The 22,675-nt window shown below is 34.2% G+C and carries 11 protein-coding genes and 3 pseudogenes; 7 read left to right on the top strand and 7 right to left on the bottom strand.

The genetic code is table 11. The features are described 5' to 3' along the window. The first annotated feature begins 99 nt into the window (after nt 1–99). Nucleotides 100–11,751 (top strand): ankyrin repeat domain-containing protein, encoded by an 11,652-nt coding sequence (locus ABWU28_RS04150; protein WP_353274970.1) that lies wholly within the window; start codon nt 100–102, stop codon nt 11,749–11,751. Nucleotides 11,752–12,072: 321 nt separating this feature from the next. Here the strand turns inward: ABWU28_RS04150 and ABWU28_RS04145 are convergent, their stop codons facing one another. The 4 genes and pseudogenes from ABWU28_RS04145 to ABWU28_RS04130 all read right to left on the bottom strand — a co-directional run. Next, nucleotides 12,073–12,843 carry an Rpn family recombination-promoting nuclease/putative transposase gene (locus ABWU28_RS04145; protein ID WP_353274968.1) on the bottom strand — a complete coding sequence of 257 codons (771 nt, stop codon included), beginning with the start codon at nt 12,841–12,843 and terminating at the stop codon, nt 12,073–12,075. Further along, the gene (gene ltrA, locus ABWU28_RS04140) at nt 12,840–14,387 is read right to left on the bottom strand and encodes a group II intron reverse transcriptase/maturase (RefSeq protein ID WP_019236826.1); all 1,548 of its coding nucleotides are present in this window, start codon (nt 14,385–14,387) and stop codon (nt 12,840–12,842) included. Before ltrA ends, ABWU28_RS04145 begins: the two co-directional genes overlap by 4 nt. A gap of 37 nt (nt 14,388–14,424) precedes the next feature. Beyond that, nucleotides 14,425–14,568 (bottom strand): hypothetical protein, encoded by a 144-nt coding sequence (locus ABWU28_RS04135; protein WP_353274966.1) that lies wholly within the window; start codon nt 14,566–14,568, stop codon nt 14,425–14,427. Nucleotides 14,569–15,020: 452 nt separating this feature from the next. After that, nucleotides 15,021–15,266: pseudogene (locus ABWU28_RS04130) on the bottom strand (PD-(D/E)XK nuclease family transposase); the annotation flags it as partial. A 120-nt stretch (nt 15,267–15,386) separates the two neighbouring features. Here ABWU28_RS04130 and ABWU28_RS04125 point away from each other — a divergent pair. The 5 genes and pseudogenes from ABWU28_RS04125 (at nt 15,387) to ABWU28_RS04105 (ending at nt 20,301) form a co-directional block, all read left to right on the top strand. Beyond that, nucleotides 15,387–16,290 (top strand): annotated as a pseudogene (locus tag ABWU28_RS04125) (helix-turn-helix domain-containing protein). 170 nt (nt 16,291–16,460) lie between these two features. Further along, the gene (locus tag ABWU28_RS04120) at nt 16,461–17,117 is read left to right on the top strand and encodes a RadC family protein (RefSeq protein WP_143688814.1); all 657 of its coding nucleotides are present in this window, start codon (nt 16,461–16,463) and stop codon (nt 17,115–17,117) included. Nucleotides 17,118–17,218: 101 nt separating this feature from the next. Beyond that, nucleotides 17,219–18,362, top strand: a pseudogene (locus tag ABWU28_RS04115) (hypothetical protein). A gap of 65 nt (nt 18,363–18,427) precedes the next feature. Further along, nucleotides 18,428–19,348 carry a helix-turn-helix domain-containing protein gene (locus ABWU28_RS04110; RefSeq protein WP_264685599.1) on the top strand — a complete coding sequence of 307 codons (921 nt, stop codon included), beginning with the start codon at nt 18,428–18,430 and terminating at the stop codon, nt 19,346–19,348. 38 nt (nt 19,349–19,386) lie between these two features. Continuing rightward, nucleotides 19,387–20,301, top strand: coding sequence for a helix-turn-helix domain-containing protein (locus tag ABWU28_RS04105; RefSeq protein ID WP_410541989.1), 915 nt, complete (start codon nt 19,387–19,389; stop codon nt 20,299–20,301). A gap of 118 nt (nt 20,302–20,419) precedes the next feature. On the opposite strand, the gene ABWU28_RS04100 is transcribed toward ABWU28_RS04105, so the two are convergent. Next, nucleotides 20,420–21,334, bottom strand: a complete 915-nt coding sequence (locus tag ABWU28_RS04100; RefSeq protein WP_353274962.1) for a patatin-like phospholipase family protein — start codon at nt 21,332–21,334, stop codon at nt 20,420–20,422. On the opposite strand from ABWU28_RS04100, the gene ABWU28_RS04095 reads away from it, so the two are divergent. Continuing rightward, nucleotides 21,333–21,854: a phospholipase D family protein gene (locus ABWU28_RS04095; RefSeq protein WP_353274960.1), complete on the top strand. Its 522-nt coding sequence runs from the start codon at nt 21,333–21,335 to the stop codon at nt 21,852–21,854. The genes ABWU28_RS04100 and ABWU28_RS04095 overlap by 2 nt on opposite strands. On the opposite strand, the gene ABWU28_RS04090 is transcribed toward ABWU28_RS04095, so the two are convergent. Both ABWU28_RS04090 and ABWU28_RS04085 read right to left on the bottom strand, forming a co-directional pair. Continuing rightward, on the bottom strand, nt 21,855–22,064 hold the full coding sequence (locus ABWU28_RS04090) for a hypothetical protein (RefSeq protein ID WP_262986488.1): 210 nt from the start codon (nt 22,062–22,064) through the stop codon (nt 21,855–21,857). It abuts the gene before it with no gap. Between the two features lie 67 nt (nt 22,065–22,131). Further along, complete coding sequence (locus tag ABWU28_RS04085; RefSeq protein WP_353274957.1) at nt 22,132–22,650, bottom strand: ankyrin repeat domain-containing protein; 519 nt, start codon at nt 22,648–22,650, stop codon at nt 22,132–22,134. Nucleotides 22,651–22,675 lie beyond the last annotated feature (25 nt).

The raw sequence follows: 22,675 nt of genomic DNA, 5'->3' as shown, positions 1-22,675 counted from the left end.
AGTCTTTATCTTTTTAAACTTTTGCATAGGTAAGAATAGTTTATATTGTTGATATCTCTAATTGTTGTATAGTGAATTGGTAATAATAAAGGGGGCTTTATGTTCAAGATGCAATATCCAACAGATCATCTAAAAAAAGAAAGTGTTAGTTCAAAAGTTACCGAGCTATTAGATGAAATTCAATATGTAGAGCAAGTTAAGAAATTTCCTCAATTTAAACGTCATCGCAGGTCTGATTCTGGTTCTGAGAATGGAATTCAATTTAGAAAAGTTGATGTTCTAGGGGATGGTAGTTGCTTATTTTGGTCTGTTACTATGGCTTACTTAATGCCTGTCAGAAATGACGATGCTTTATTTCGACAAAGATATGAAGCTTTGTTTGGAAACGAAGGAGCTGTAACCCAAAACTTAGGTCATATCAGGGGTTTGGTCAGGAATTTAGGTGCTGCCAATTATGATGATACATTTGCAAACTTAGTGAGAAACGTATTTCGCAACCGAGTAGTTGATCATATAAGTTCTCACGAGAACGAGTTTAGAGGTTTTGTTACAGGCAGTTTTGAGAATTATTTAGAAAACATGAGGAAACCCAATACTTGGGGAGGTGAGCCTGAAATAAGAGCAATGAGCGAGATGCTTAGCGCAAGGATTAGTGTTTCTGGTGCAACTAGAAGTCAATATGACAACGGGAATATTCAAATACAGTTATTTCATGTTGGCGTCCCAGGTGCACGAAACCATTATAATTTTGGTCTTGAGAGGGGTATTGTCTCTAATGATATGGAGCTTGCGAAAGGTTTAAAAAGAGTGATGGGTAAAGGAAGGCCACAAGATTTTGAATTAATACAGTTATTGATAGAGGAAGCAGGTACAGAAGCTGGTACAAGCCATCAAGAGGAGGGATTTAAATCTTTTCAAGCAAGATTTCAATCATTTATAGATCAAATTCCATCCTATTTACACTCTGTAGAGAAGGCAGGATTTTTTACACATTTTTTCCTAGGGAGCTTTTCTACTTCGCTGGATACAGAGGTAGCAAAAAAGTTAGATATCAAGGAGATTTATTTTAGCTTTGACGGTGCAAAGACTTTGAAGGTAGCTATTATAAAAAATGGTGAAATGAAGAGTCAAAAAGATGTGATCGATAAAGTAAAATTATTTGTTATATCAGAAAGTGGTTCTCATTCTTACACTCAAGAGTTTGATCAAGGTGAATTGAAGGAAGTATTAGGCAAGCATTACTCTTTTATTGAAGATCATTTAGATAAAATTAAAGTTAAATTAATAGAAATTATTAAGGATGCCGATTATCAGGAAGAAATAGTTATTGACGTAAAAGATAAAGAAGTGGACATAGAACATAATTCTGAAGTCCAGTTTAAAAAAGTGAGAAAAGGGTTATGGAGGGATCCCGAAGTCGATATAGCGAAGCTTGCTATTTCCAATCAGCGAACAGTTAAGGCGTCTTTAAGGAGAATTCTTGATAAGATTTACACAATTCACTCTGAGTATACAGACTCACTAATCTATGCTAGTAGAGCACGTGAAGCAGCACATCATGGATTTATGGTAGGCGTTTTCATGAATTTCCACTATAGGTATAATCTTAGAGTTTACCCAGAGCAATTTGCAGGAAGGGGTTATGCAGATATTATCCTGCTAGCTCGTGGTCCTGATCGTGCATTAAACTCTATTCCCATTATTATTGAATTAAAAGCAGGGGCAGGTCCTAATGCCACTCCAGATAGGGCTTTACAGCAAGCAGAAAAGTATGCACAAGGGTTTCAACCAAATGTTCAGCGAGTTTTAACTACTGCAGATAACATTTTATGTGTTGGTATCAATTTTGATAATCCATCTCCTATCTCTGATATTAAAGTATCAAGTCGTGGAAAAGAAATAACTCCTCTTTTTCAAGAAATATTAGAATCTACTAAGGATTGGGACACGCAGACAATTGGTAAAAGGGAATTAAAAGAACAGATAAAAGATAATATGGAACGTATTTATCATACCTTTCCTGGTACATCAGAGAAGGGAGATAATCATTATTTTAGTAGGTTTTTACTAGGGCAATCATTATTATTAAGTGAAGATTCAGGAACAAGTTTTAAAAAATACATTTTTATCTATGGAGACAATATACCTACTGAAGTGCAATCTGATTCTGGTAGACTTCGACGTCCAGCAGCTGAAAGAGCCAGAGAAGCACTGTCAGCTGGTCTTGACAAAAGCCATGCAGTTGTAACAATAGTGCTTATTCCAAAAAGTACTAAAAAATTAGTTTATGTAATAAATATTATTGAAGCTAACAGAAAAGATGTGCTGAATAGGCTAGATACAGTGCTTCCTCTTGATAGATTAGATGAGAAAATAGGAAATAGAGAAATAGTTGAACTAAACTTTAATTTTGATACTAGATATAAGTCAAATTTTGAAAGATATCTTACTGTTGGGGCTGAAAAATATACTTCTTTAGAAGAATACAGCAACGGAGTTGGCAGATTTGAAGGTACTTTCAAAGAAGCTCCTTATCCTAATAAGTTAAAAGAAGCATTTGATAAAACCCTAGATTCTCAACGTATCCAGTCTTTATCAATAAATGAATATAATAGATTGTTAGAAAAAATTGGAGAGGGGATATTCCCTTTTAAAACTCTCGTTAATAAAGAAGCTCACTTTCAGGGGATATTGCATGGAGTGTTTAGCTATTATAGTGACTTAAAATTACAGGAATCGCAAGAAACTAGAGCATTAGTTTTAACTGAGTTTCAAACTGGTAGAGGAGAACGTATTGACATGCTAGCCCATGGTATTAAGTTCGCGGGCCAAGATAGAAATGCTGAAGAATACACTCCTATAGGATTGGAACTTAAGGCGTCAAGGCAGGGTAAGGGAGCTCAAGCTTTATTGAGGGAAGCAAATGATCAAATAAATGAAGAGTACAAAGAAGGTGTTACCTATAAAACACTCACAGATGGTGACGAGGTAAAATTTATCGGTGTTGTTTTCAATAAAGGAGCTAAAGATAAAGATTCTCTTATTCTAACAAGCAGAACAAGCGAGGAAGGATTTATTTCTGTTGAGGTAGTTCATAGTTCACATCATATGCTACCTGTCAAGCAATGTTCCGAAGGAAGGAAAAGACGCAGTATAGGCGTGGCCTGCATAGATTCACGTGATGAAGAAATGATTACAGAGAAGGAAAAAGAACGACTTATTAAAGAGTTGTTTGGTATTAATAATGTTAAGGATCTTAATGCTGAGATTGAAGCTTACGGCAATGAAATTATAACCGTGGATTCTAAACGAGTGCATACTATTACTAGTAATAGTGAAGAACATAGGACTGAAGTATACGTTACGGTGAGAGATGATAATGGTAATGATAAAAAGTTGATAATAGATGATGTTGCAAAAATGCGGCGTATAGAAAATTATATGGTAGTAAGTAATAATGATAATTATGGAATTTGGCTAATAGATAAGAGCAAACATTATGTCATAACAGAAAAGATAGAAGGGCAAAATATTGAGTATTATTTGGACATTGATGGCTATAAAGTAAAACTTAGTAGTATAGTTAAAGATTTTACTACAGATGCAGAAAAAAAAGCAATTCATGATAAATTGCATCAACTATCAAACGAGATAGAGTTATTTGAAAATAAAAAATACATTGAAGATATAGGTGGTGCTAGAGATATTGAAGTAACTAATCAAGATTATGATCATATTATAAATGAGATTAAACAGAATTTATTGAAAAAAGGAGTAAGTGAAAATGCTTTTGATCAATTTAAAAGTCATTTTGATGATCTTAATGAAAAAGTTTTTGCAGAGTACATTGGCAATGTAGAAGGAAATCTTAAGAAACAAAGAATTGAATTTGATCATAATAAATTTGACTCAGCAAAAATAAAAGGGGCGAAAGGTGGAAAATTTTTCTCCCTTATGGCTATATATGATTTATTTGATAGCATAGGTGATACAGCAACGCTTGGACGGTATGATAATGATGCTTTAAAGCGAGTGTTTGGTATAAATGGTATACTGGATGCTATGGATGATGTTAGAACCAGTGTAAGTATTTCTCATACTAGTAAAGTAGGAAAATTGATTAGTAAGATACCGCAGCCTATACGTCAAACTTTTGTTAAGGTTATCAGTAACCCCGTAGTTCAAAGTATTACATTTGCAACTATTGCTTATCAATTTGGATACAGTATAAACGAAATAGCTCAAGGTAATAATCATCCACTAAATTATTATTGGACAACAAGTAGTGGTGTAAAACTAGCAAGCATGAGCATAAGGCCTATAAGTGCAGGGGTTAGTTTTACGATAAAAAGTGTAAGTGCTACTACTAAGATTTTAAGGGGGTTATCTGCTGCAGGCAAAGTTTTAGGTAGGGCAGCAGTAGTTACTATGGTTGCTGATGTATTGATAACAATGGGCGTAAAAATTCATGAAAGAATGGAGTATACTAAAGCGATAGCAGAGCAAGTGCCTCTATTACCTGGTGGTGAACAAGCGGAAGTATTTTTTGCAGGGGTGATTAAGTTTTTTACAGGAAGAGATGTAGAAAAAGAATATGAAGATACAATTAGAATAAAAGGTTATTTAACTTACGTAAAAGAAGCAGCTATTAAACTGTTAAATGACAATTATGACATAGATGCGGTTGTGCAATACGTAATCTCCATTGAAGAGAAATATAGTGAGGTGATTAAAAATATGGGTGCACAGCCTATATGTATTATGCCATCACCGTATGGTCCTGGTTGTGCGACGCAGATGAAGTGGACATGTGATTTAGAAAAAAAATATAAAGATATCTCTTTTGACAAGATTAATATAGCTTCTAGTGTAAAAAGAGATTTGTCTTCTATTGATATCTCTAAGATATTGACTATGACACCTTATACTTTGGTTATGAGTGAAGGTTGGGAAAGGTTTATCTGTGGTATAAAGAATAGTCCTCAATGCTATCAAGAGATTGAAGAAAAGAAAGTTTATGTTGTTAATACGGATGCAAAACATATCCCTCATCTAACAAAATATGAATATGAAAATCTTGGTTTAAGAGTTGTAGATGCACCATTAACAAATCCGATACAAAAATCTCAATGCAGCAAAATAATCAATACAAAGCACACAGGTGACGATGCGTTCGCTCCATGTAACAGTGGCAAAATTTATAGAAACTGTCAAGAGAGCTTTACTCTCTCAGGCGAACCTTTTATTTTTACTAATCCGAAAAGGAAAGATCCTGGCAATACAAAAAAGCAAACATTTCCTAGAGGATCGATATTATATATTTCATGGCCAAAAACGTTAACAGCAGCAGCAAATTATCCAGCAGTAATGCATATTCCAGAGGGTAGTAATATACGTTATATTGGCTCTAAAAACAATGAAACTATTTTTATTATTAATAATTCTATGTCTGGTACCCTCAAAGGTGGAGCAGGAAAAGAAAATACTCTAGTAATGAATGTTAAAGCTAATAATATCGCTGCAAATTTGCATAGTGGAACTATACGTTATGGTAATAGTAATAACATAAGATTGGTTAACACATATAACTATGTATCTAACTCTGACAACAAGCAAAATATTACTACTCACTGTGAAACGAGATTAATTAATGTAAAAAACGCGGAAGTTTGGCAGAATTCATCTAACTGCACAGATAAAGATTATGAAGCTAGAGTAGTCAACAAAGAAAACGTGCATCACAGGGGATTAAAGCAAACAATATTTATCGTTAATGAAGACAGTGATAATGCTAGGATAATAAGTGATTTAGGCAGTACAGGAGAAATGAAAGGAAATATTGACGTAATAAGGGTTCAAGTTGCTAATATTACACAGTGGGGAGTAAGTAAAGATACAGAAAAAGACAGCTATAGCTTAGATCTTTTAGCTAATGATACACAAAGTATTGCTTCAAGTACTACAATCGATGATTTTAAAAATCTAGTAATTCAAGTAAATTGCCAGGGGATAACAGAGTCTGTTACAATACAAGATAAGTCTTTGTCTGATACAATAGAAGATATTAGGTATCAAAAGTTGAGAAATTCAGGAAGTGATACTGACAGAGAAATCATACAAAATAGTGAAAAAAAGTTAAAAGCATTTATACAAGCAAGTATTCTAGATCAAGAGTTACTTGATACTTATCAAATTGCAAAAGGTATTGCTGATGACAATAATTTTGACATACCAATATCTCAAATAGAAGTCATTAAAAATCACATGGGAATACCTAGTGAAAAAGTGATAATTGCTTGCATGTACTCAGGTCAAGTCATTGTTGATTTTAGCTATAATAATTCTGACGTTACAAGTAGTTATCAAAAATATCAGGATAATAGAGGAAGCTATGATTATGCTCACTATATGATACTATGTAATTACTATCAAGACGTCACTGTGGAGGGGAGAGAAGGACAACATCAGTATATTATCAAACTACCAGATACATTAAATAGCGAAGTTTCATCGTCGCCGATAAGGATCAATCTAAAAATAAAAAACAAAGCAGCACCTTATCAAAGTATGTCTTACAATATTATTGACTTTGCTGAGTTGAATGTAACAGATGTTGATAGTATAAGCATACAGAAAGGTAAAAGGAGTTATACAAATGAATGTTATAACCAATCGATCTCTGACCTTACAGAGGATAGCTTAGAGATAAAAGATATTACAGTACTTGGTAGTGAAGGTACTAGATGGTCTTTATCCGTTGGTTTAGTTGATTATTTTCAAAGTCCAGAGCATCAGCAAATTGTATTACAAATGAACAATAAGCTTTATAAAATTGACAGTACAAATTTAAAGCTTGAGCATGTAGAGATGGATCCTAACTCTTTCAGATACTATCAGCCAGATGAACAAGGATTACAGATTTATCATAATCAACCTATTGACAAGAATGAGGTTGGGTTGGTTGATTTTAGAGATAAGTCTATGTTGGGTTTTGATATGGGGATTGCTGATGATAGTTTAGTGCTATCATATGGAAATAGTACCATTGCAAAAGTGGAGAATTGGAGTAATTATCTGCCTGCAAGAGAAATGATGTTCGCTTTTAATGATACAATGGTTTCTAATCTGAAGTGCATAGTCTCCGCTTGTAATTCAGAAGGTATTATAGTGGAATTTAATCAGAAGAAAGTAATTTTATTAAAGGAGGAAATGTTTGATGCTATAGTACAAAATGGTACCAATGAAGCTAATGATTTAATTAGAAAAATTGAAACTATTGAAGGTAAAAGTGGATTAATACCTTTATACGTTGCTATTCAAGCAGGTAGATTGGACATAGTAGAAATTCTTTTTGAGAGAAAGCATTTTAGTGTTAAAGATAAAGACATCCATCCCCTGCACTGGGCTGCTCAGCAAGGCAATTTGAATATAGCTAAGTTTCTTGTGGATAAAGGTGCTGATATTGGAGCTAAAGATAATGATGGTAGAACATCTCTTCGTATAGCTGCTTGCAATGGTAGCTTAGATATGGTCAAATTTTTTCTTGATAAGAATGCTAGTATTGAAGCTAAAAGTAACGACCCATATAAGATGATGGAGATAGTTGAAAGTGCAAAGAAGGAAATTATTAATCAAGCAGATACTGCACCTAATATAAAAAGATGGGCAGAGTTTTTTGTAGAGAAGTTAAGATATTCAATAAAAAATGTAGTACAAAAGAAGCTAAAGGATGGTATGTTGCATGATCTTTATGATTCAGTTAGTGGCTTCGCTGATGAAATTTATAGATCAGATGGAAAGTTGTTTGATGATATAATTAAAGGAGTTATAAATGAGGTGTATGGGAAAGTAGATACAAAAAAAATATTAAGTTTTGTACGAAATCATGGTTATATTGCTCAGCTTATTTCAAGTTACGTAGCTGTGTTTGATGCAATGCAAGAGAATGACGATTTAAATACTGGTGCAGTATTTGAGTTAGCTTACTATATAAAAGAAACAATGAATTTTGATAACTATGCTGATGTCCGATCAGAAAAAAGATCTGACCTTGAGGGACTAAAAAGCAGATTGCCAGAGTCAGTAAGGAATATAGTATTTGCGTCAGAAGTATGTATTAAAAGTGTTGAGTCTAGAAGGTATTTGTACTCACCTAATGATTATAAGGATTTTCAATTTGGCAGTGACAGGCGGTATGTGTTTACCTGGCCTTTAGTAGGATATAGTGGTCAAAGTTGGAAGATTGAGCCTAACGGTGATAATGTGTATCTAAAGAATGTTGATTATGGAAGGTATTTGTACTCACCTAATGATTATAAGGATTTTCAATTTGAAAGTGACAGTCGGTATGTGTTTACCTGGCCTTCAGTAGGATATAGTGGTCAAAGTTGGAAGATTGAGCCTAATGGTGATAATGTGTATCTAAAGAATGTTGATTATGGAAGGTATTTGTACTCACCTGATGGTCGTTGTATGAATCACTTTCAAGATTGTGACCCGGACAGGCGGTATATATTTACTTCTTCTCAAAATCTAGAGACTAATCAATTTAAGTGGAAGATTGAAGATTGTAGTTCTACTGTAAGAAAACGTAGAAGCCAGGTTGCAGGTGGAAGTTTTAATCGAAGTATAATAGAGCCTCCTGTTTGCAATGCTTCCGTAAATAGTCATTTTGAAGAAGATGTTGAGATTAATGCTCAGGATGTTTTTGGTAGGAAACCCATACATATTGCCACTGTAAACAATAATAAAAATGCTATAGAACTTTTTCTCAGTAAGAAAGTGAGTATTGATGATACTGATGAATATGGTCTAACGCCACTATACTATGCGTCTTGGTATGGTCATTTAGATTTAATAAAGTACCTTGTAGAAAATGGTGCTGACATTAATGTTCGTGGTGAAGGTGGTGAAACAGCTCTAGATGCTGCTATTGATAAAAAACATGATGATGTAGAAATGTATTTAAAACAAGTGCAATTAGATGAGAGATTATTAATTGCAGTGCAATATGGTAATTTTGATGAAGTTAAGGATTTTGTAAGTCAAGGGGCTAGCTTAGGTGCTAAGTACAGTGACGGCCGGGCTCTTATGCATTGGGCTACCTATGGGGGTAAGTTAGATATAGTAAAGTACCTTGTAGATAAGGGGGCCAATATCAATGCTAAAGATAAGAATGGCAGAGTTTCTCTGCACTATGCTACTTACAATGGTAAGCTAGATATAGTAAAATATTTTATAGATGAAAAGAACATTAATATTAATATAAAAGATAGTGATGGTCTGGTGCCTCTGCATTTTGCTTCTTCGGGTGGCCATCTTGGTATAATAGAATACCTTATAGGTAAGGGAGCTAATATCAATGCTAAAGATAAGAATGGTCAAACACCTTTAGATTTTGCTGTTCAAAAGGGTTACGCAAATATAGTACAAATAATAGAACAAAGATTAGGGTTAGATAAAGAATTGTTGATTGCAGTGCAAGAAAATAATCTTGATAAAGTTAAAGATCTTATTAATCAAGGTGCTAGCATTAACGCTAAAGATGAAGATGGTAAAACCCCTCTACATTATGCTTCACAGTCTATTTATTCTTTAGATATTGTGAGGTATCTTATAAGTAAAGGCGCTGATATCGATGTCAAGGATAACAGTGGTAGCACTCCCGAAAATGAGGCAGATGGTACTCATTCTAGTACAATGAGGCAAGTTTTTATGCAAGCACACTTAGATAAAGAATTGTTACTTACTGTAAAAAATGAAAAAGATCTAAAGACAATTAGTGATCTTATTGTGAAAGATATTGATGACAGAACGCATGGCGGGTTCTATTATACTTGGAGTGGTAATTTAGGTACAGTAGAGTTTCTTGTTAGTAAAGATGTGAGTGTTAATGCGACTGATAAATATGGCTGCACATTACTACACTGGTCTGCATTGAAAGGTCATTCAGATATTGCTAAGTTTTTAGTTGATAGGGGAGCTAATGTGAATGCTAAAGATATACTTGGCAGAACTCCCATGCACTTTGCTGTTATGAATAATCACAAGGATATTCAAGATGTATATGGTAGAGGTCCTACATACACTACTGCTGAGAGCAATGATGAAGAGATTGTACAACTTTTTCTCATGAAAGGAGCAAGTGTTAATGAGGCTGATGAAAATGGCGAGACGCCACTACACTTGGCTTCTTGGGATGGTCATTTAGGTATATTGCAGCATCTTATAAATAATGGGGCTAATATTGGTACTAAAGATAGTAGTGGCAAAACACCGCTAGATATTGCTAGAGATAAGGGACATAATAATATTGTACAGTACTTACAACAAACACAGTCAAGTCTAAATAGGGAATTGTTAACTGCAGTACGAGGTGGTGATCTTAATAAAGTTAAAGATTTTATAGGTAGAGGTGCTAGCCTAGATGCTAAGGATGAATATGGTCGGACATTACTACATTGGGCTTCTTGGAATGGTAATTTAGATGCAGTAAAATACCTTATAGGTGAAGGTGCTAGTATTCAAGCTGAAGACAGGGATGGTAAAACACCACTAGATATTGCTATTGATCAAAGGCATGACAGTGTCGCAGTGTATTTACAACAAACACAATTAGATTTAAATAAACAATTATTGGTTGCAGTGCGAGGTAATGATTTTAATAAAGTTAAAGATCTTGTAAGTAAAGGTGCTAGCGTAGATACTAAAGATAGTGATGGTTGGACACTACTACATCATACTGCAAGAAGAGGTTATTTAGAAGTTGCAGAGTTTTTGATAGAGAAAGGTGCTGATATTAATGCTGAGGATAAATATGGTAAAAAGCCTATACAGCGTGCTGCTGAGGACGATAATAAAAATATTATAACTCTCCTCCTCAGAAAAGGAGTGAATATTAATGATACTGATAAAAATGGTCGGACATCGCTATATTGGGCTTCTTATAATGGTAATTTAGATGCAGTAAAATACCTTATAAGTCAAGGTGCTAGTATTCAGGCCGGAGACAAGGGTGGCAAAACACCTCTAGATATTGCTAGAGATAAAGGATATAATAATATTGTAAATTATTTAGAGGAAGAGCTTAATAAAGAGAGGGAAAAACCTGCACAACGTAAACGCCGTCATTTGCCAAGTGAATCCCTAGATTCAGTAGCAAGTAGTGGTACAAGATCATTTTCATGGATAAATAGTTGTATTTCTTGGGCAAAAAGCTTAGCAGCTAGCACTTTCTCTATAATTCCTGGATTACCCTCTCAATACAACATTGCAGACAAGAATAATGTAAAAAGTGATAATAAAAACATACCACAAAGTACATCATCTGTTGGTTGGAATAAATTCCTAAATAATGAAAATATTGCTCTTGCGAGTTGTGTTGCCGATGCATTAGATAATACTCCAAGTAGGCGCTATCAAGGTTTAATGAGTAAAGGAGTAGAAGTTGTGCCAAGCAGCAGAGTTGCAGTTGAATTTGCTCTTAAAAAATTTAATTCATTTGTAGAAGATAAAATAAGAAACCTAGAATCAAAAGAGCAAGCTAGAATACATGTTGAACTTAAAGATGCATATCCAGAAATAATAGCAAGCTTGGAAAGAGGAGTTGAATTTAGTGGTAATGTTGGGTTAGATAATGTTTTAGAAAAGTCCAAGAAGCGCTTTTGTGCAAATGTCCTACAAAAGGATAAAGTATCAACTTGTCTTTCTGGTGTGGGAGTAACCAAGCTTGAAAATAATTTGAGTAGGTAAATGAGAATATGAAAGATATAATATGCCAAGTAGTGGAAAATTTAAAGTGAAGGTAGCCAAAATAATTAGAGATACCAGACCAAGTTTGATGGTCCTAATAGTAAAATGGATGAAGTAGACATTAACTGCTAAGTGGTTAATGTATTTTCCATATTGAACTTACAGCACGTAGCTTTGATATAGAAGTTTGGGTAACGTTATGATAGTAATTTATATAATTCTATGTGCAATCTTTATAGCGATTTTAGACAGTTCACTAGATTCTTAATTAGGGGATATGTCTAACTTAGAGAAGGTTTTCATAAATGTTGAAGTGAATAATTATGTTTTTTCCTTGAGTTGTAAAATTTCAGAATGAGAGAGACCGGTAATTTGAGCTATAACATCTATAGATACACCTGCCTTGAGTGAGTTTTTTGCAACTTCAATTTTACCTTTTTGATGGCCGATTTGGATGCCTTCTTGTCTACCTTCATGTTTAGCATCATCGAGTTTTTGAGCGAGGACAGCCTGTTCATCACGGATACGCTTTATCTCTTGTTCATAGGCAATAAATTCTTTTTCTGACCAATTGAACCTATTTAGTTCTTCATATGCTCTTTTAATTATTAGATCACTTCCTATTATTCTCTCTAGCTCTTCTTCACTAGTTTCATCTGCATATCTAAAGAAGTAGACCCATTTTTCAACTATACTTGAAAGCTGATCTTCTTTTGTTTTTGGAAATTTAGGCAACTCAATAAATATAAAGTAAAAATCTTTTAGATCATGTTCATTAGTATCTTCATCGCGAATAGTGTGCTTTGATTTGTACTCAGACTTATCAGGAAATAAAATACAATCTGCTATAGCAATAAAGATAATTTCCTTAAGGTCATGGTATTGATCACCTTTATCAGCCTGTCTTGAGTAAGCTTTAGCAGCATAGTATTGTGCACGTTTTTCAAAGCCCTTAGTTTTAGCGACCTGGTCAGGTAAGGAAGCAGTATTACTACTACCCCCTCCCTTAGAAACGCAGCATGCAGGTTTCCCCACACTACGCTTGAGCCCCTTATCTAAGTTCTTCTTTTCTAGAACCGGCTTGTCCTTCATGATTCCTCAGGAAACATCATTCTTAATGGTGACACCAACAGTAGAGAACCTTCTCTTGAAAAGGAGCTTGCTAACATTCTTGTTCGTTTCACTCTCTCATCAAAATACTTTTTCCATTTTAAGTCAAGGGGATTTGCATCCGCTCTGATTTTAACATGTCGTCTGATAGGTATATCAATCAGCTTAAGCAGTCTTAAATACCGTATCTCTTTTGGTTTGTTCTTGCATATGGGTGCAGCAAAAACCCATTGGCGTTGACCCATTACTTTGAAGTAACGATTCTTTATCCAACGTAATCCTTTACGAGGATGTCTTTTCTTTGCCCATTTCCATAAACTATGCCAAATTTCATTGTCGATCTTTCTAAACGCTTTTTTAGCACACACATGGTGATAGTAATTTCCCCATCCTCTCAGTAGAGAGTTGAGTGACTTAATTACTATAGCCTGAGTGTTCGCTATATTTGCTTTTATCAATGTACGTGCTTTATTAAGAAGTCTTTTAATACTTTCTTTCGAAGGTTTAATAATTAACTTCTTATTATATCTACGTACATTACAACCAAGAAAGTCAAACCCTGTTGTAATAGATGTAATCTTTGTCTTCTCTTCTGACAGAATTAAACCTCGCTCATGAAGAAAAGATGATACTAAAGGCTTAACTTCCTTTTCCAGTACTTCATGTGTGAAACCTGAAATAATAAAGTCGTCTGCGTACCTGATTACATTCACTCCACTTCTGATTTTTCCTCTTCTTTTGCTACCTAATTTACCAAAGCGACTTTCTAATAACTGTTCAAGACCATCTAAGGTAAAGTTAGCTAGTATTGGAGAAATTATACTTCCTTGCGGAGTGCCAGCAGTTGTGGGATACAGAGTTTTCGATTCTAGGAAACCAGCTTTTAACCATCTATGAAGAATTTTCTTTTCCATAGGAATATGCTTCATAAGCCATTCATGGTTAATGTTGTCAAAGCACCCTTTGATATCACCTTCTAGTATCCATTGTGGTCGATTGCGTCTTGCCAGTAATAAGTGACAAGCAGCAATAGCATCCGCGCAGGATCTTTTAGGTCTAAAGCCATAGGAGTGACGATCACTGATCGTTTCAGCTATCGGTTCCAGAGCAAACAGATATAATGCTTGCATCGCTCTATCTTTTATCGTGGGTATACCGAGAGGCCTTCTTTTGCCATTAGATTTACTGATATAAATTCGTTTGAGCGGAGAAGGTTTATATCCTCTTTGTTTTAACAGCTTTATTCCTTGAAATTTAGCATTGCAAGTTGACCATAGTTGACGATCTACACCTGCTGTGGTTTTTCCTTGGTTTTCAGTTACTCTCTTAACAGCCAAAGCTTTTCCGCTAAAAGAGCGTGTGAGAAGATGTTGTAAAGCTTTTACCTTACCCCATCTTCCTTCTTGGACAGCCTTAACAATACGTCTTTGTAGCCTCACAATAACTTTCTGGCATTTCTTCCATGGCAATTGCTTCCATGCTTCAAAGCTTTCGGTAGATGCACTTACAGGTTTACTTGTAATCATCTGCTTTCCTACCTTAAGTGGTTAACAAAGTTTCTTGTCACGAGGGACCAAATGGAAGTCTGCTCGTTTTCACGCGAATTAATGTTACAAATTGTATCCATTTCGTTACAAAATGGCATTCGCTTTCTCCATTCTCCTTTACCTGCACTTCCATCAGCATTCCTTGCGGTTTGCTTGCCATGTAGGCGAAAATACAGGCTTACCCTGTTTCTCCAGTCATACAACAGTGGGTTAGGTGGCTTCTCTATACCGGTGGAGTTATTATTTGCGTACATCTAGAAATGAAAAATGTAACTTATCCACATTACCTTTTGGTCAGAGCTTATCAGCATCTTTAGCTCTTTCATCGTATCGGTACTTATAAAGCTTCACTTACGTTCACCATACCACTAGCCTAGCCCTCCAACCACATGATGCTTGCAGTTTATGCCCCTCTCACGATTGAGCATCTTCTTTTTCAAGAGGAGGTTCATTGTCCGCATCGCTTGGCACCAACCGGTTGCCCGATTCGCACTGATGCGTAGACTCAGACGGCAAAACATCTGGTTTAATAAGTTTTAGAATCCTTTCAGTTTCTTTCTGAATGAATTCCTCTCCTTTTAAACAATATGACCGAAGACTTTCAGGTCGCACCATCTCAATCACGTACCTTGCCCCAGTAGAATCCCTGCACAGGACATCAACAATACTCTGCTTATCAGAAGCAATTTCAGGGTCCATAATGGTGCTAAGGAATTCGACTTCTTGTATAGTATTTATTTCAGTAAACCCTAAAATATCATTCAAAAAGTGGATAAGGATATTCTTATTTTTTTCAGTACCGAATATTTTTTTAAATGTTAAGTCTAATTTTGGATCGAGAAACTTCGAAAGAGCCATGAGAAAGTAAGATAAAAAGCATTAATTATTATACACAATTGTGAAGAAATATTCAACTAAAATGCAAACATAGAAGTTTTTGTATATCTTTATTTGATAGTATTAACCTATATAATATTTATGGCAAATATCTCGATAAGGTATCAGATAGCACAAAAGGTAAGGAGCTGGAGGTTAAAGCGAGGTTATACTCAAAAAGATTTAGCGGGAAAAATCGGCGTAACGTATCAAATAGTACTACAATATGAAAAAGGAACACGAAAAATTTCGATTGAGAAGTTGTACGCTATAGCAGAAGTGTTATCAATTGGTATTATAGATCTCATTCCTGTATCAAATGAAAAAATCTGTTTTGAAGATGAGGGAGAAGAAATATTAAATCTAGTAAGAGAATATAAAAAGATCAATGATCAGGAGTTACGTAGGATGTTTTGTTTACTAACCAAATTTGTCAAAGTTAGTGAGAAAAGTAGTAAAAAATCGGAAAAAATAAAAATTGCAAAAGGTCTGGTTAAAGCAGGAGTTTCTGTTGATATTGTTGCAAAAACAATTGGCCTTTCTGCTAATGAATGTGTTGAAGAAAAAGTTGGTTCTATCTACTACAAAATAGGAAAAAAGATAAAAGAATGGAGACTAGTGCGGGAATATACTCAGAAGGATTTAGCAGAAAAAATGAGTACAACACGTGATGAACTATGAGCAAGGACGTGTGGCCATTCCACTGGAAAAATTGTATGCAATAGCAGAAACATTATCAATTAGCATTACAGATCTGCTAATAGAGGAAAATGAGATAGTAGAAAATGAGTTACCTGATTTAATAAAAGAGTACAAAAAAATTGAGAGTCAAGAATTACGCTATGCGCTAATAAAATCTCTGTTTGAAAGCATACAAATTTGCGAAGAAAAAGTGAAAAGAGCAGAAAAGATCAAAGTTGCAAAAGACTTAGTAAAAGAAGGAATTTCTACCGATATTATTTTGCAAATAACAGGCCTCTCTTTAGGCGAAATTCAACAGATTTAAAATAAAAAATCAGTATATATTAATATCTTTACTCTTAGATGAAAAAATAAGTAAAAAAGATTGAGAAATTGATTTGACTTCACTCGGAAGCTATGGCTCTATGCCAATGCTGATAAAAAAACAGCAGTAAATAATTAAAAAAAGTTTGTTGTTAGTGAAGGGTAAATTATATGAATAAAAGTAAAGAAGAAATAGAATTCAGAATATTAGAAAGCAAAGGCAAAGCACTACTTGATCGTGAAATAATGGAAACGTTTCTAAGTGCAGTACATGAAAGGCCGCAGGCTCAAGAAATTGCTAAAAATCTGGTGAATACTTATACGGGAGTAGGAAGGATTTTAGGCCGAGAAATGGATGACCTGAAAGTTATAGAAGGAGTGACTGATTCTGCAGTAGCAATGATTATGTGTGTTAAGGAAACACTAGAAAGGGTGCTCAGAGAAAAGCTCAAGAGTGAGCCAGTAATGGACTTACAAGGTCTAGTAGAGTACTTGAACGTAAGCATAGGTCACTCAGAAAGGGAATGTGTAAAAATACTGTACTTGAATAACAGGCGCCAATTAATCGGAGAAGAACTCTATATTGGTGAAATGGAAAAAGCACCGGTGTACATAAAGGAAATTATAAGAAAAGCATTAATAAAGAATGCAACATTCATAATAATGTCACATAACCACCCTGGGGGAAGTTTAGAACCATCAGAAGAAGATCAAGAAGTAACGAAGAGCTTAGCAGCAGCATGTAGTACTGTAAGCGTAAAATTGTTTGACCATATTATCATCACAAGTGGAGGCTATTTCAGCTTTCGAGAGAACGGATTGTTATAGTAGAAAGTATTTGCAAATCTACTCATTATAATTTATACTGAGTAATATAATGTATAAATAAGATTTATATACTTAAAAAGTATTTTTAATATGGGGGTTATATGACTAGTAAAGACAAGTTATTGAAGAAAATATTTGGTGCTCTTGAAGGCGTTGATATAAAGCAGTCTAAGTTTGTGAGCAAAATTGATAATCAGAAGGAGATAAAACCGGAAGATACAATGCCTTTCCCTAGCAGAAACGTTCGCGAAAACCATCAACTATGGGAAAGGATTTGACTATATTTATGGCACAAAACCTTTGAGTAATCAAGCAGATTATCCAGAAGGGTTAAATCCATTTACTTCAGCTTTGCAAAAAATAAAGCCAAGTATAAGCGAAAGCGAAAAGTTGAGCTGGTTTAAGAGTGCTGTGGTAAGAGCAAAAAGTCCAAATGAACTGCACAAGGCTGTAGACCAAGTACTAACTTCTGGAGCAAGGCTAAATGCATGTAATGATGGCGAATGGAGTTTTGCAGAATATGTAGTATTAGGTACACATTTTCACAGATTAGAAAGAAGTGATCGAAAAAAGCTAATACGTAAATTAATGCTAAGCGGTGCAGAGTTTCATGATACTCTACTACAGAATAAACTGATAGGTGAAATCTATGATGAGCTACAACCAGAAGTTCAACCACAGATAGATAAGCAACTAGAAGAACTAGAGAAAGCTGGCGAAAGTGCTGTTCAGGAAGGAGAATTAATAGATATCGAGATAGATAATAAAATGCTTTTTATGGAATTCTCTGAAGATAGCAAGGTAGAGGTAGCCAAAATACTGAGAGAGTTAGGAAGTAATATTTTAAAAATTGGCAATGATGCAGTTGAAGTTAAAAGTGAGAAGGGAGGTATAAGAAACTATACTGATATGTCAGATGGAAGATCCATTATATTGGAATTTCCTACAAGCGTTGGTAAGCTAAATATTATATTGTACCATGATGTAGAAAAATATGATCAAGTACAAGTCAGAGTAGAAAACAAGGAAATGTGGGCTGAATTACAAAAAATAGGAGAAGAAGTAGGAAAAAATTGCCTTTTCGGGGGAGTAAAACTTAAAGAAGCAGTAGAGAGAGGTAGTTTCACTAGATGTGGCATATGGAGTGAAAAGCATGCTATAAAAGAGATTAGCAATGATGAAGTATTGTCTTCATGGGTAAATAGGGTATGTGGAGGTAGTAAAGAAACCTTTAGGGAACTTTAATTCATTTATTTTAAGGTTCCAGAGTTTACTGGAGCCTTTGAGCTATAGTAGAAAATATTATATATATGGTTTTTTGCGTGGAAAAAAATCTAGACTATGAAGTAGGGCAAAAATTGAAAAGTTGGAGGTTAGAACGAGGGTACACTCAGAAAGATTTAGCAGAGAAACTTGGTGTAAAGTACTGGGTAATACTGCAATATGAAAAAGGGAACCGTAGAATTTCAATCGAAAGGCTGTACGCTATAGCAGATGCATTGTCAGTAAGTATTACGGATCTCATTCCTGCATCAAAGGAGAAAATCGGCTTTAAAAATGAGGAAGGAGAAATATTAAATCTAGTAAGAGAATATAAAAAAACTAACGATCATGAGTTACGTAGGATGTTTTGTTTATTAACCAAATTTGTTCAAGTTAGTGAGAAAAGTAGTAGGAAAGCAGAGAAAGTAAAAATTGCAAAGGGCTTGATTAAAGCAGGAGTTTCTGTTGATATCGTTGCAAAAACAATTGGTCTGTCTGCTGATGAATGTATTGAAGAAAAAGTTGGTTCTATATACTGCCAAATAGGAAAAAAGATAAAAGAATGGAGGCTAGTGAGAGAGTATACTCAAAAGGATTTAGCAGAGAAAATGAATACAACACGTGACGAAATAAGCAACTATGAGCAAGGGAGGACTGCTGTTCCACTTGATAAACTATATGAAATAGCAGAAGCGTTATCGATTAATATTACAGATCTACTAATAGATGAAGGTAGTAAAGTAGAAAATGAGCTACAGGATTTGATAAAAGAATACAAAGAAATTGAGAGCCAAGAACTACGTAACGCATTAAGAGAGTCTCTGTTTGAAGGTATAAGGATTTGTGAAGAAAAAGTAAGAAAAGCGGAAAGAATCAAAGTTGCAAAGAATTTAGTAAAAGGGAGAATTTCTATTGATATTATTTTGCAAGCGGTAGGTTTACCTGTTGATATAGTTTTAGATGGGTAGCTCATGAAAAAATTATAGCAATAAAGTTTTTTTCTTAAATGGAGGTATATGTGTTTGTTTCTGCAAGCAATGTTAGTTATGGAATAGGGCAAAAAATAGAAAATAGTAGGTTAATGCGAGGTCATACTCAAATAGGATTAGCAAGTGAAATAGGTTTAACATACCAAAAAGTAAACAGTTATGAAAATGGATATAGCCCTATTCCAATTGAAGTACTATATGTAATAGCAAGAGTATTATCAGTTGATGTTGTAGATTTATTACCTGAATCAGTAATAGTAAGGGAAGACAGCTATGAAGACGAGGAAATACTCTATCTAACAAAAATATACGAGAATCAAAAGTTAGGCAAAATAGTACCTTCATTAGTCAGGTTTGTTCATATTAGTGAAAAAATTAATCAAGAAGAAGCAAGATTAGAGGTAGCAAAAAATCTAGTAAAAGAAGGAGTTTCAGTTGACATAATTTCCCAAGCAACCGGCCTATCTATTTACGAGTATGATAATACAGAGAAAGAAGTCTGCACTGATTCTATATACTACAGAGTAGGGCAAAGAATAAGAGAATGGAGATTGATAAAAAGGTATACTCAAAAAGATTTAGCAAACAAAGTTGGTTTAACACTCAAGGAAATACACGAGTATGAAATAGGATACACTGCCATATCATTTGATAAATTATATCAAATAGCAGAAGGATTATCAGTGAATATTAAAGTTCTGCTACCTAAAACAAATGAAGATAGTGAACTACTTAATTTACTAAGAAAAACTGAAGAGCAAGAATTAGTGAAGAAATTTTTATCTAGGGATATGAAGAATAGCAAAGAGAAAGTTAAAAAAACAGAAAAGATCAAGGTTGCGAAAAATCTAGTGAAGGCAGGTGTTTCTAATGATGTTATTTTGCGAGCAAGTGGTCTAACTGCTGATGAGTTGAGTGATTGTGAAAATTGAATTGTATTTAAGATATAAGTAAGAGTAGTTAATATATTAACTATTCCAAACCCTTGTTTAGCTCTGCAGAATTTGCTAACCAACTTTTTTGGCTCAGTTGAATTTTGCTTGGTATAAATCAAGATATGAAATCGCAAAGTTTATCTATTAATTTCTGGTTATCCTCTATCATTGCCTTTGCCTCTTGCTGAAGAGATTTGATATTTTTTGATGTAATATTATCCATGTCGGGTGACGCTATTTTTAATTGCGATTGTATACGTATATATTTATCAGCTATAACTTGATTAAGTTGATAGTTTACTGCATCTAAACTTGAGGCAAACATCACATGTAGTAGTGGTTTTATCCAGCTTATTTTTCCAAATCTCTTTGAATTGGCATATTCTATGCTTCTGTCTGTTCTTCCAGTACCTAGTGATAACAGTATAATCTCATCATTTGGAAATAACCTCTTACCACTTGCATATGCACAAGCCGCTGGATTATTTGCAAATACCCCGCCATCCACTAATACTCTGTTTATCTGGTTAATTTTTAGATGTTTTGGTATGAAATAAGTAGGTGCAGCCGTTGCAGCTCTGAGTGCATCTTTCAGCTTAATATTACCTTCTTTCCAGCTTTTGAAGAAAAATGGGCAATTATTGTGAATATCGTAACTTGCAATCAGTACCTTATTTAAGGTGCTTTGTAAAGTATCATCACCAAAATATTTATCCAGTACAAATTCAATATTTTTATGTGGATATTGTGCGCAGTTAAACCAAGATAGTATTGATCGCCTAAAAAATGAAGACTTAAAAATATATGGTCCATATTCCCGATAGAACTCGACTAAATCATTAGTAGAATATTGAGGTTTATCTTTTTTACATAATCCTGCTATAACAATTCCACCAGTTGAGGTTCCTGCCATAAGATCAAAGATTTCAGCTACTCTCTTTCTTGTTCTTTTTTCTATTTCTGCTAGAATGATGGCTGGTATTATGCCCCTTATGCCTCCGCCATCAACTGAAAGGATATATTTAATCATGTTTAGATATTTAATAATTTTATTAACTTGTTCTCTTTTATCAGGTTGTGTTTCTTGTCCTAGTACTACTGTATGTTTTACTCCTAGAGAAAATTGCACCAACCTAATAATTGATTCCGTGGATCATGCTAAAAGTTCTGTGTTGGTTCAGGCATACCAATTTACCTCAAAGCCTATTGCTGAATCCTTGGTTCAAGCTAAAAAGCGTGGAGTTGATATTAAGGTTATTCTAGATGAATCACAAACTAGTTCAAAACATAGTGTAATTAACGAATTATTTGAGCACAAAATTCCGATATGGATTGACTTTAAACCCGCTATTGCTCATAGCAAGGTAATTATTATTGATGAGCAAAAAATCATAACTGGGTCTTTCAATTTTTCTGATGCCGCACAGAAAAAAAACGCTGAGAATCTACTAATTATAACAGGAGATCCTCCATTAGTCGAGCAATACATCAAAAACTGGAAGGATCGTCAATCTCAATCTGATGCTTACACACCAAAAGTAGAAGAATAATTACTTTAAATCAGCTTTAAGTTCATCCAATTCCTCAGAAAGATTTTTTACCCTTTCCTCAAGTACTAACACTTTTTCCATTAAACCATATTCAATGAGTTTATCGTGAAATTGTACCCTTGAGTCTAGCTTGGATAACCACCATATCAATGCTACGGTTTGGATTAATATGGTAATAATTACCGTAATTGGGATTTTTTGCTTTTTCATGTGAAAATATTAACTTGTTATGGATAGTTTTAGAAATTTATGTATAGATTATAGAAAACTTACAGCTTTAGTGATTACTTTTTGTTGATTCGTATTGATCCTCTGCTTTAGCAAGTAGCTTTATGATTTCTCTATATGTTTTGCCTTTGTTTTTATCATATCGCAATTCCACTACAGCCATATCTCTTGGTCTTCTTCCATCTCGATCTGTAGCTATAGGATTTGATCCTTTATCTAATAAGAATTTGACAATTTCTAAATGTCCATTATCTGCAGCATAATGTAGTGCTGTTCGCTTAAATTTATTGGCAGTATTTATATCAACATCCTTTTCTACTAAAAATTTTATAATTTCTAAACATCCTTTTTCTGCAGCATAATGCAATGCTTTTTCGCCAATATTTACATTATTTTGTATCAAGAGCTCGATATTTTCTAGGTCACAAGTTTCAGATGCAATCTCTAATTTAGTAATGCTATCTTTATATCTCTTTTCAGATAAGGAAATACATACGATTACAATACATACTGCTAGTGCTATTAATAAAATTAGTCTATTTTTATGTACGATCGAATTTATGCTCATGTATTATACATTTATTTGGAATTAA

It is taken from the genome of Wolbachia endosymbiont (group B) of Pilophorus perplexus, from assembly GCF_964028155.1.
Classification (GTDB): domain Bacteria; phylum Pseudomonadota; class Alphaproteobacteria; order Rickettsiales; family Anaplasmataceae; genus Wolbachia.
This window is presented reverse-complemented; position numbering and strand designations above follow the sequence as displayed.

Bases quoted from the DNA above. Each gene is read 5' to 3' on its own strand.
- ABWU28_RS04110 (WP_264685599.1), top strand. From the start codon at position 18,428: ATGGTTTTTTGCGTGGAAAAAAATCTAGACTATGAAGTAGGGCAAAAA.
- ABWU28_RS04150 (WP_353274970.1), top strand. From the start codon at position 100: ATGTTCAAGATGCAATATCCAACAGATCATCTAAAAAAAGAAAGTGTT.
- ABWU28_RS04105 (WP_410541989.1), top strand. From the start codon at position 19,387: ATGGAGGTATATGTGTTTGTTTCTGCAAGCAATGTTAGTTATGGAATA.
- ltrA (WP_019236826.1), bottom strand. From the start codon at position 14,387: ATGATTACAAGTAAACCTGTAAGTGCATCTACCGAAAGCTTTGAAGCA.
- ABWU28_RS04090 (WP_262986488.1), bottom strand. From the start codon at position 22,064: ATGAAAAAGCAAAAAATCCCAATTACGGTAATTATTACCATATTAATC.
- ABWU28_RS04145 (WP_353274968.1), bottom strand. From the start codon at position 12,843: ATGAAGGACAAGCCGGTTCTAGAAAAGAAGAACTTAGATAAGGGGCTC.
- ABWU28_RS04100 (WP_353274962.1), bottom strand. From the start codon at position 21,334: ATGATTAAATATATCCTTTCAGTTGATGGCGGAGGCATAAGGGGCATA.
- ABWU28_RS04120 (WP_143688814.1), top strand. From the start codon at position 16,461: ATGAATAAAAGTAAAGAAGAAATAGAATTCAGAATATTAGAAAGCAAA.
- ABWU28_RS04095 (WP_353274960.1), top strand. From the start codon at position 21,333: ATGTTTAGATATTTAATAATTTTATTAACTTGTTCTCTTTTATCAGGT.
- ABWU28_RS04085 (WP_353274957.1), bottom strand. From the start codon at position 22,650: ATGAGCATAAATTCGATCGTACATAAAAATAGACTAATTTTATTAATA.
- ABWU28_RS04135 (WP_353274966.1), bottom strand. From the start codon at position 14,568: ATGGCAAGCAAACCGCAAGGAATGCTGATGGAAGTGCAGGTAAAGGAG.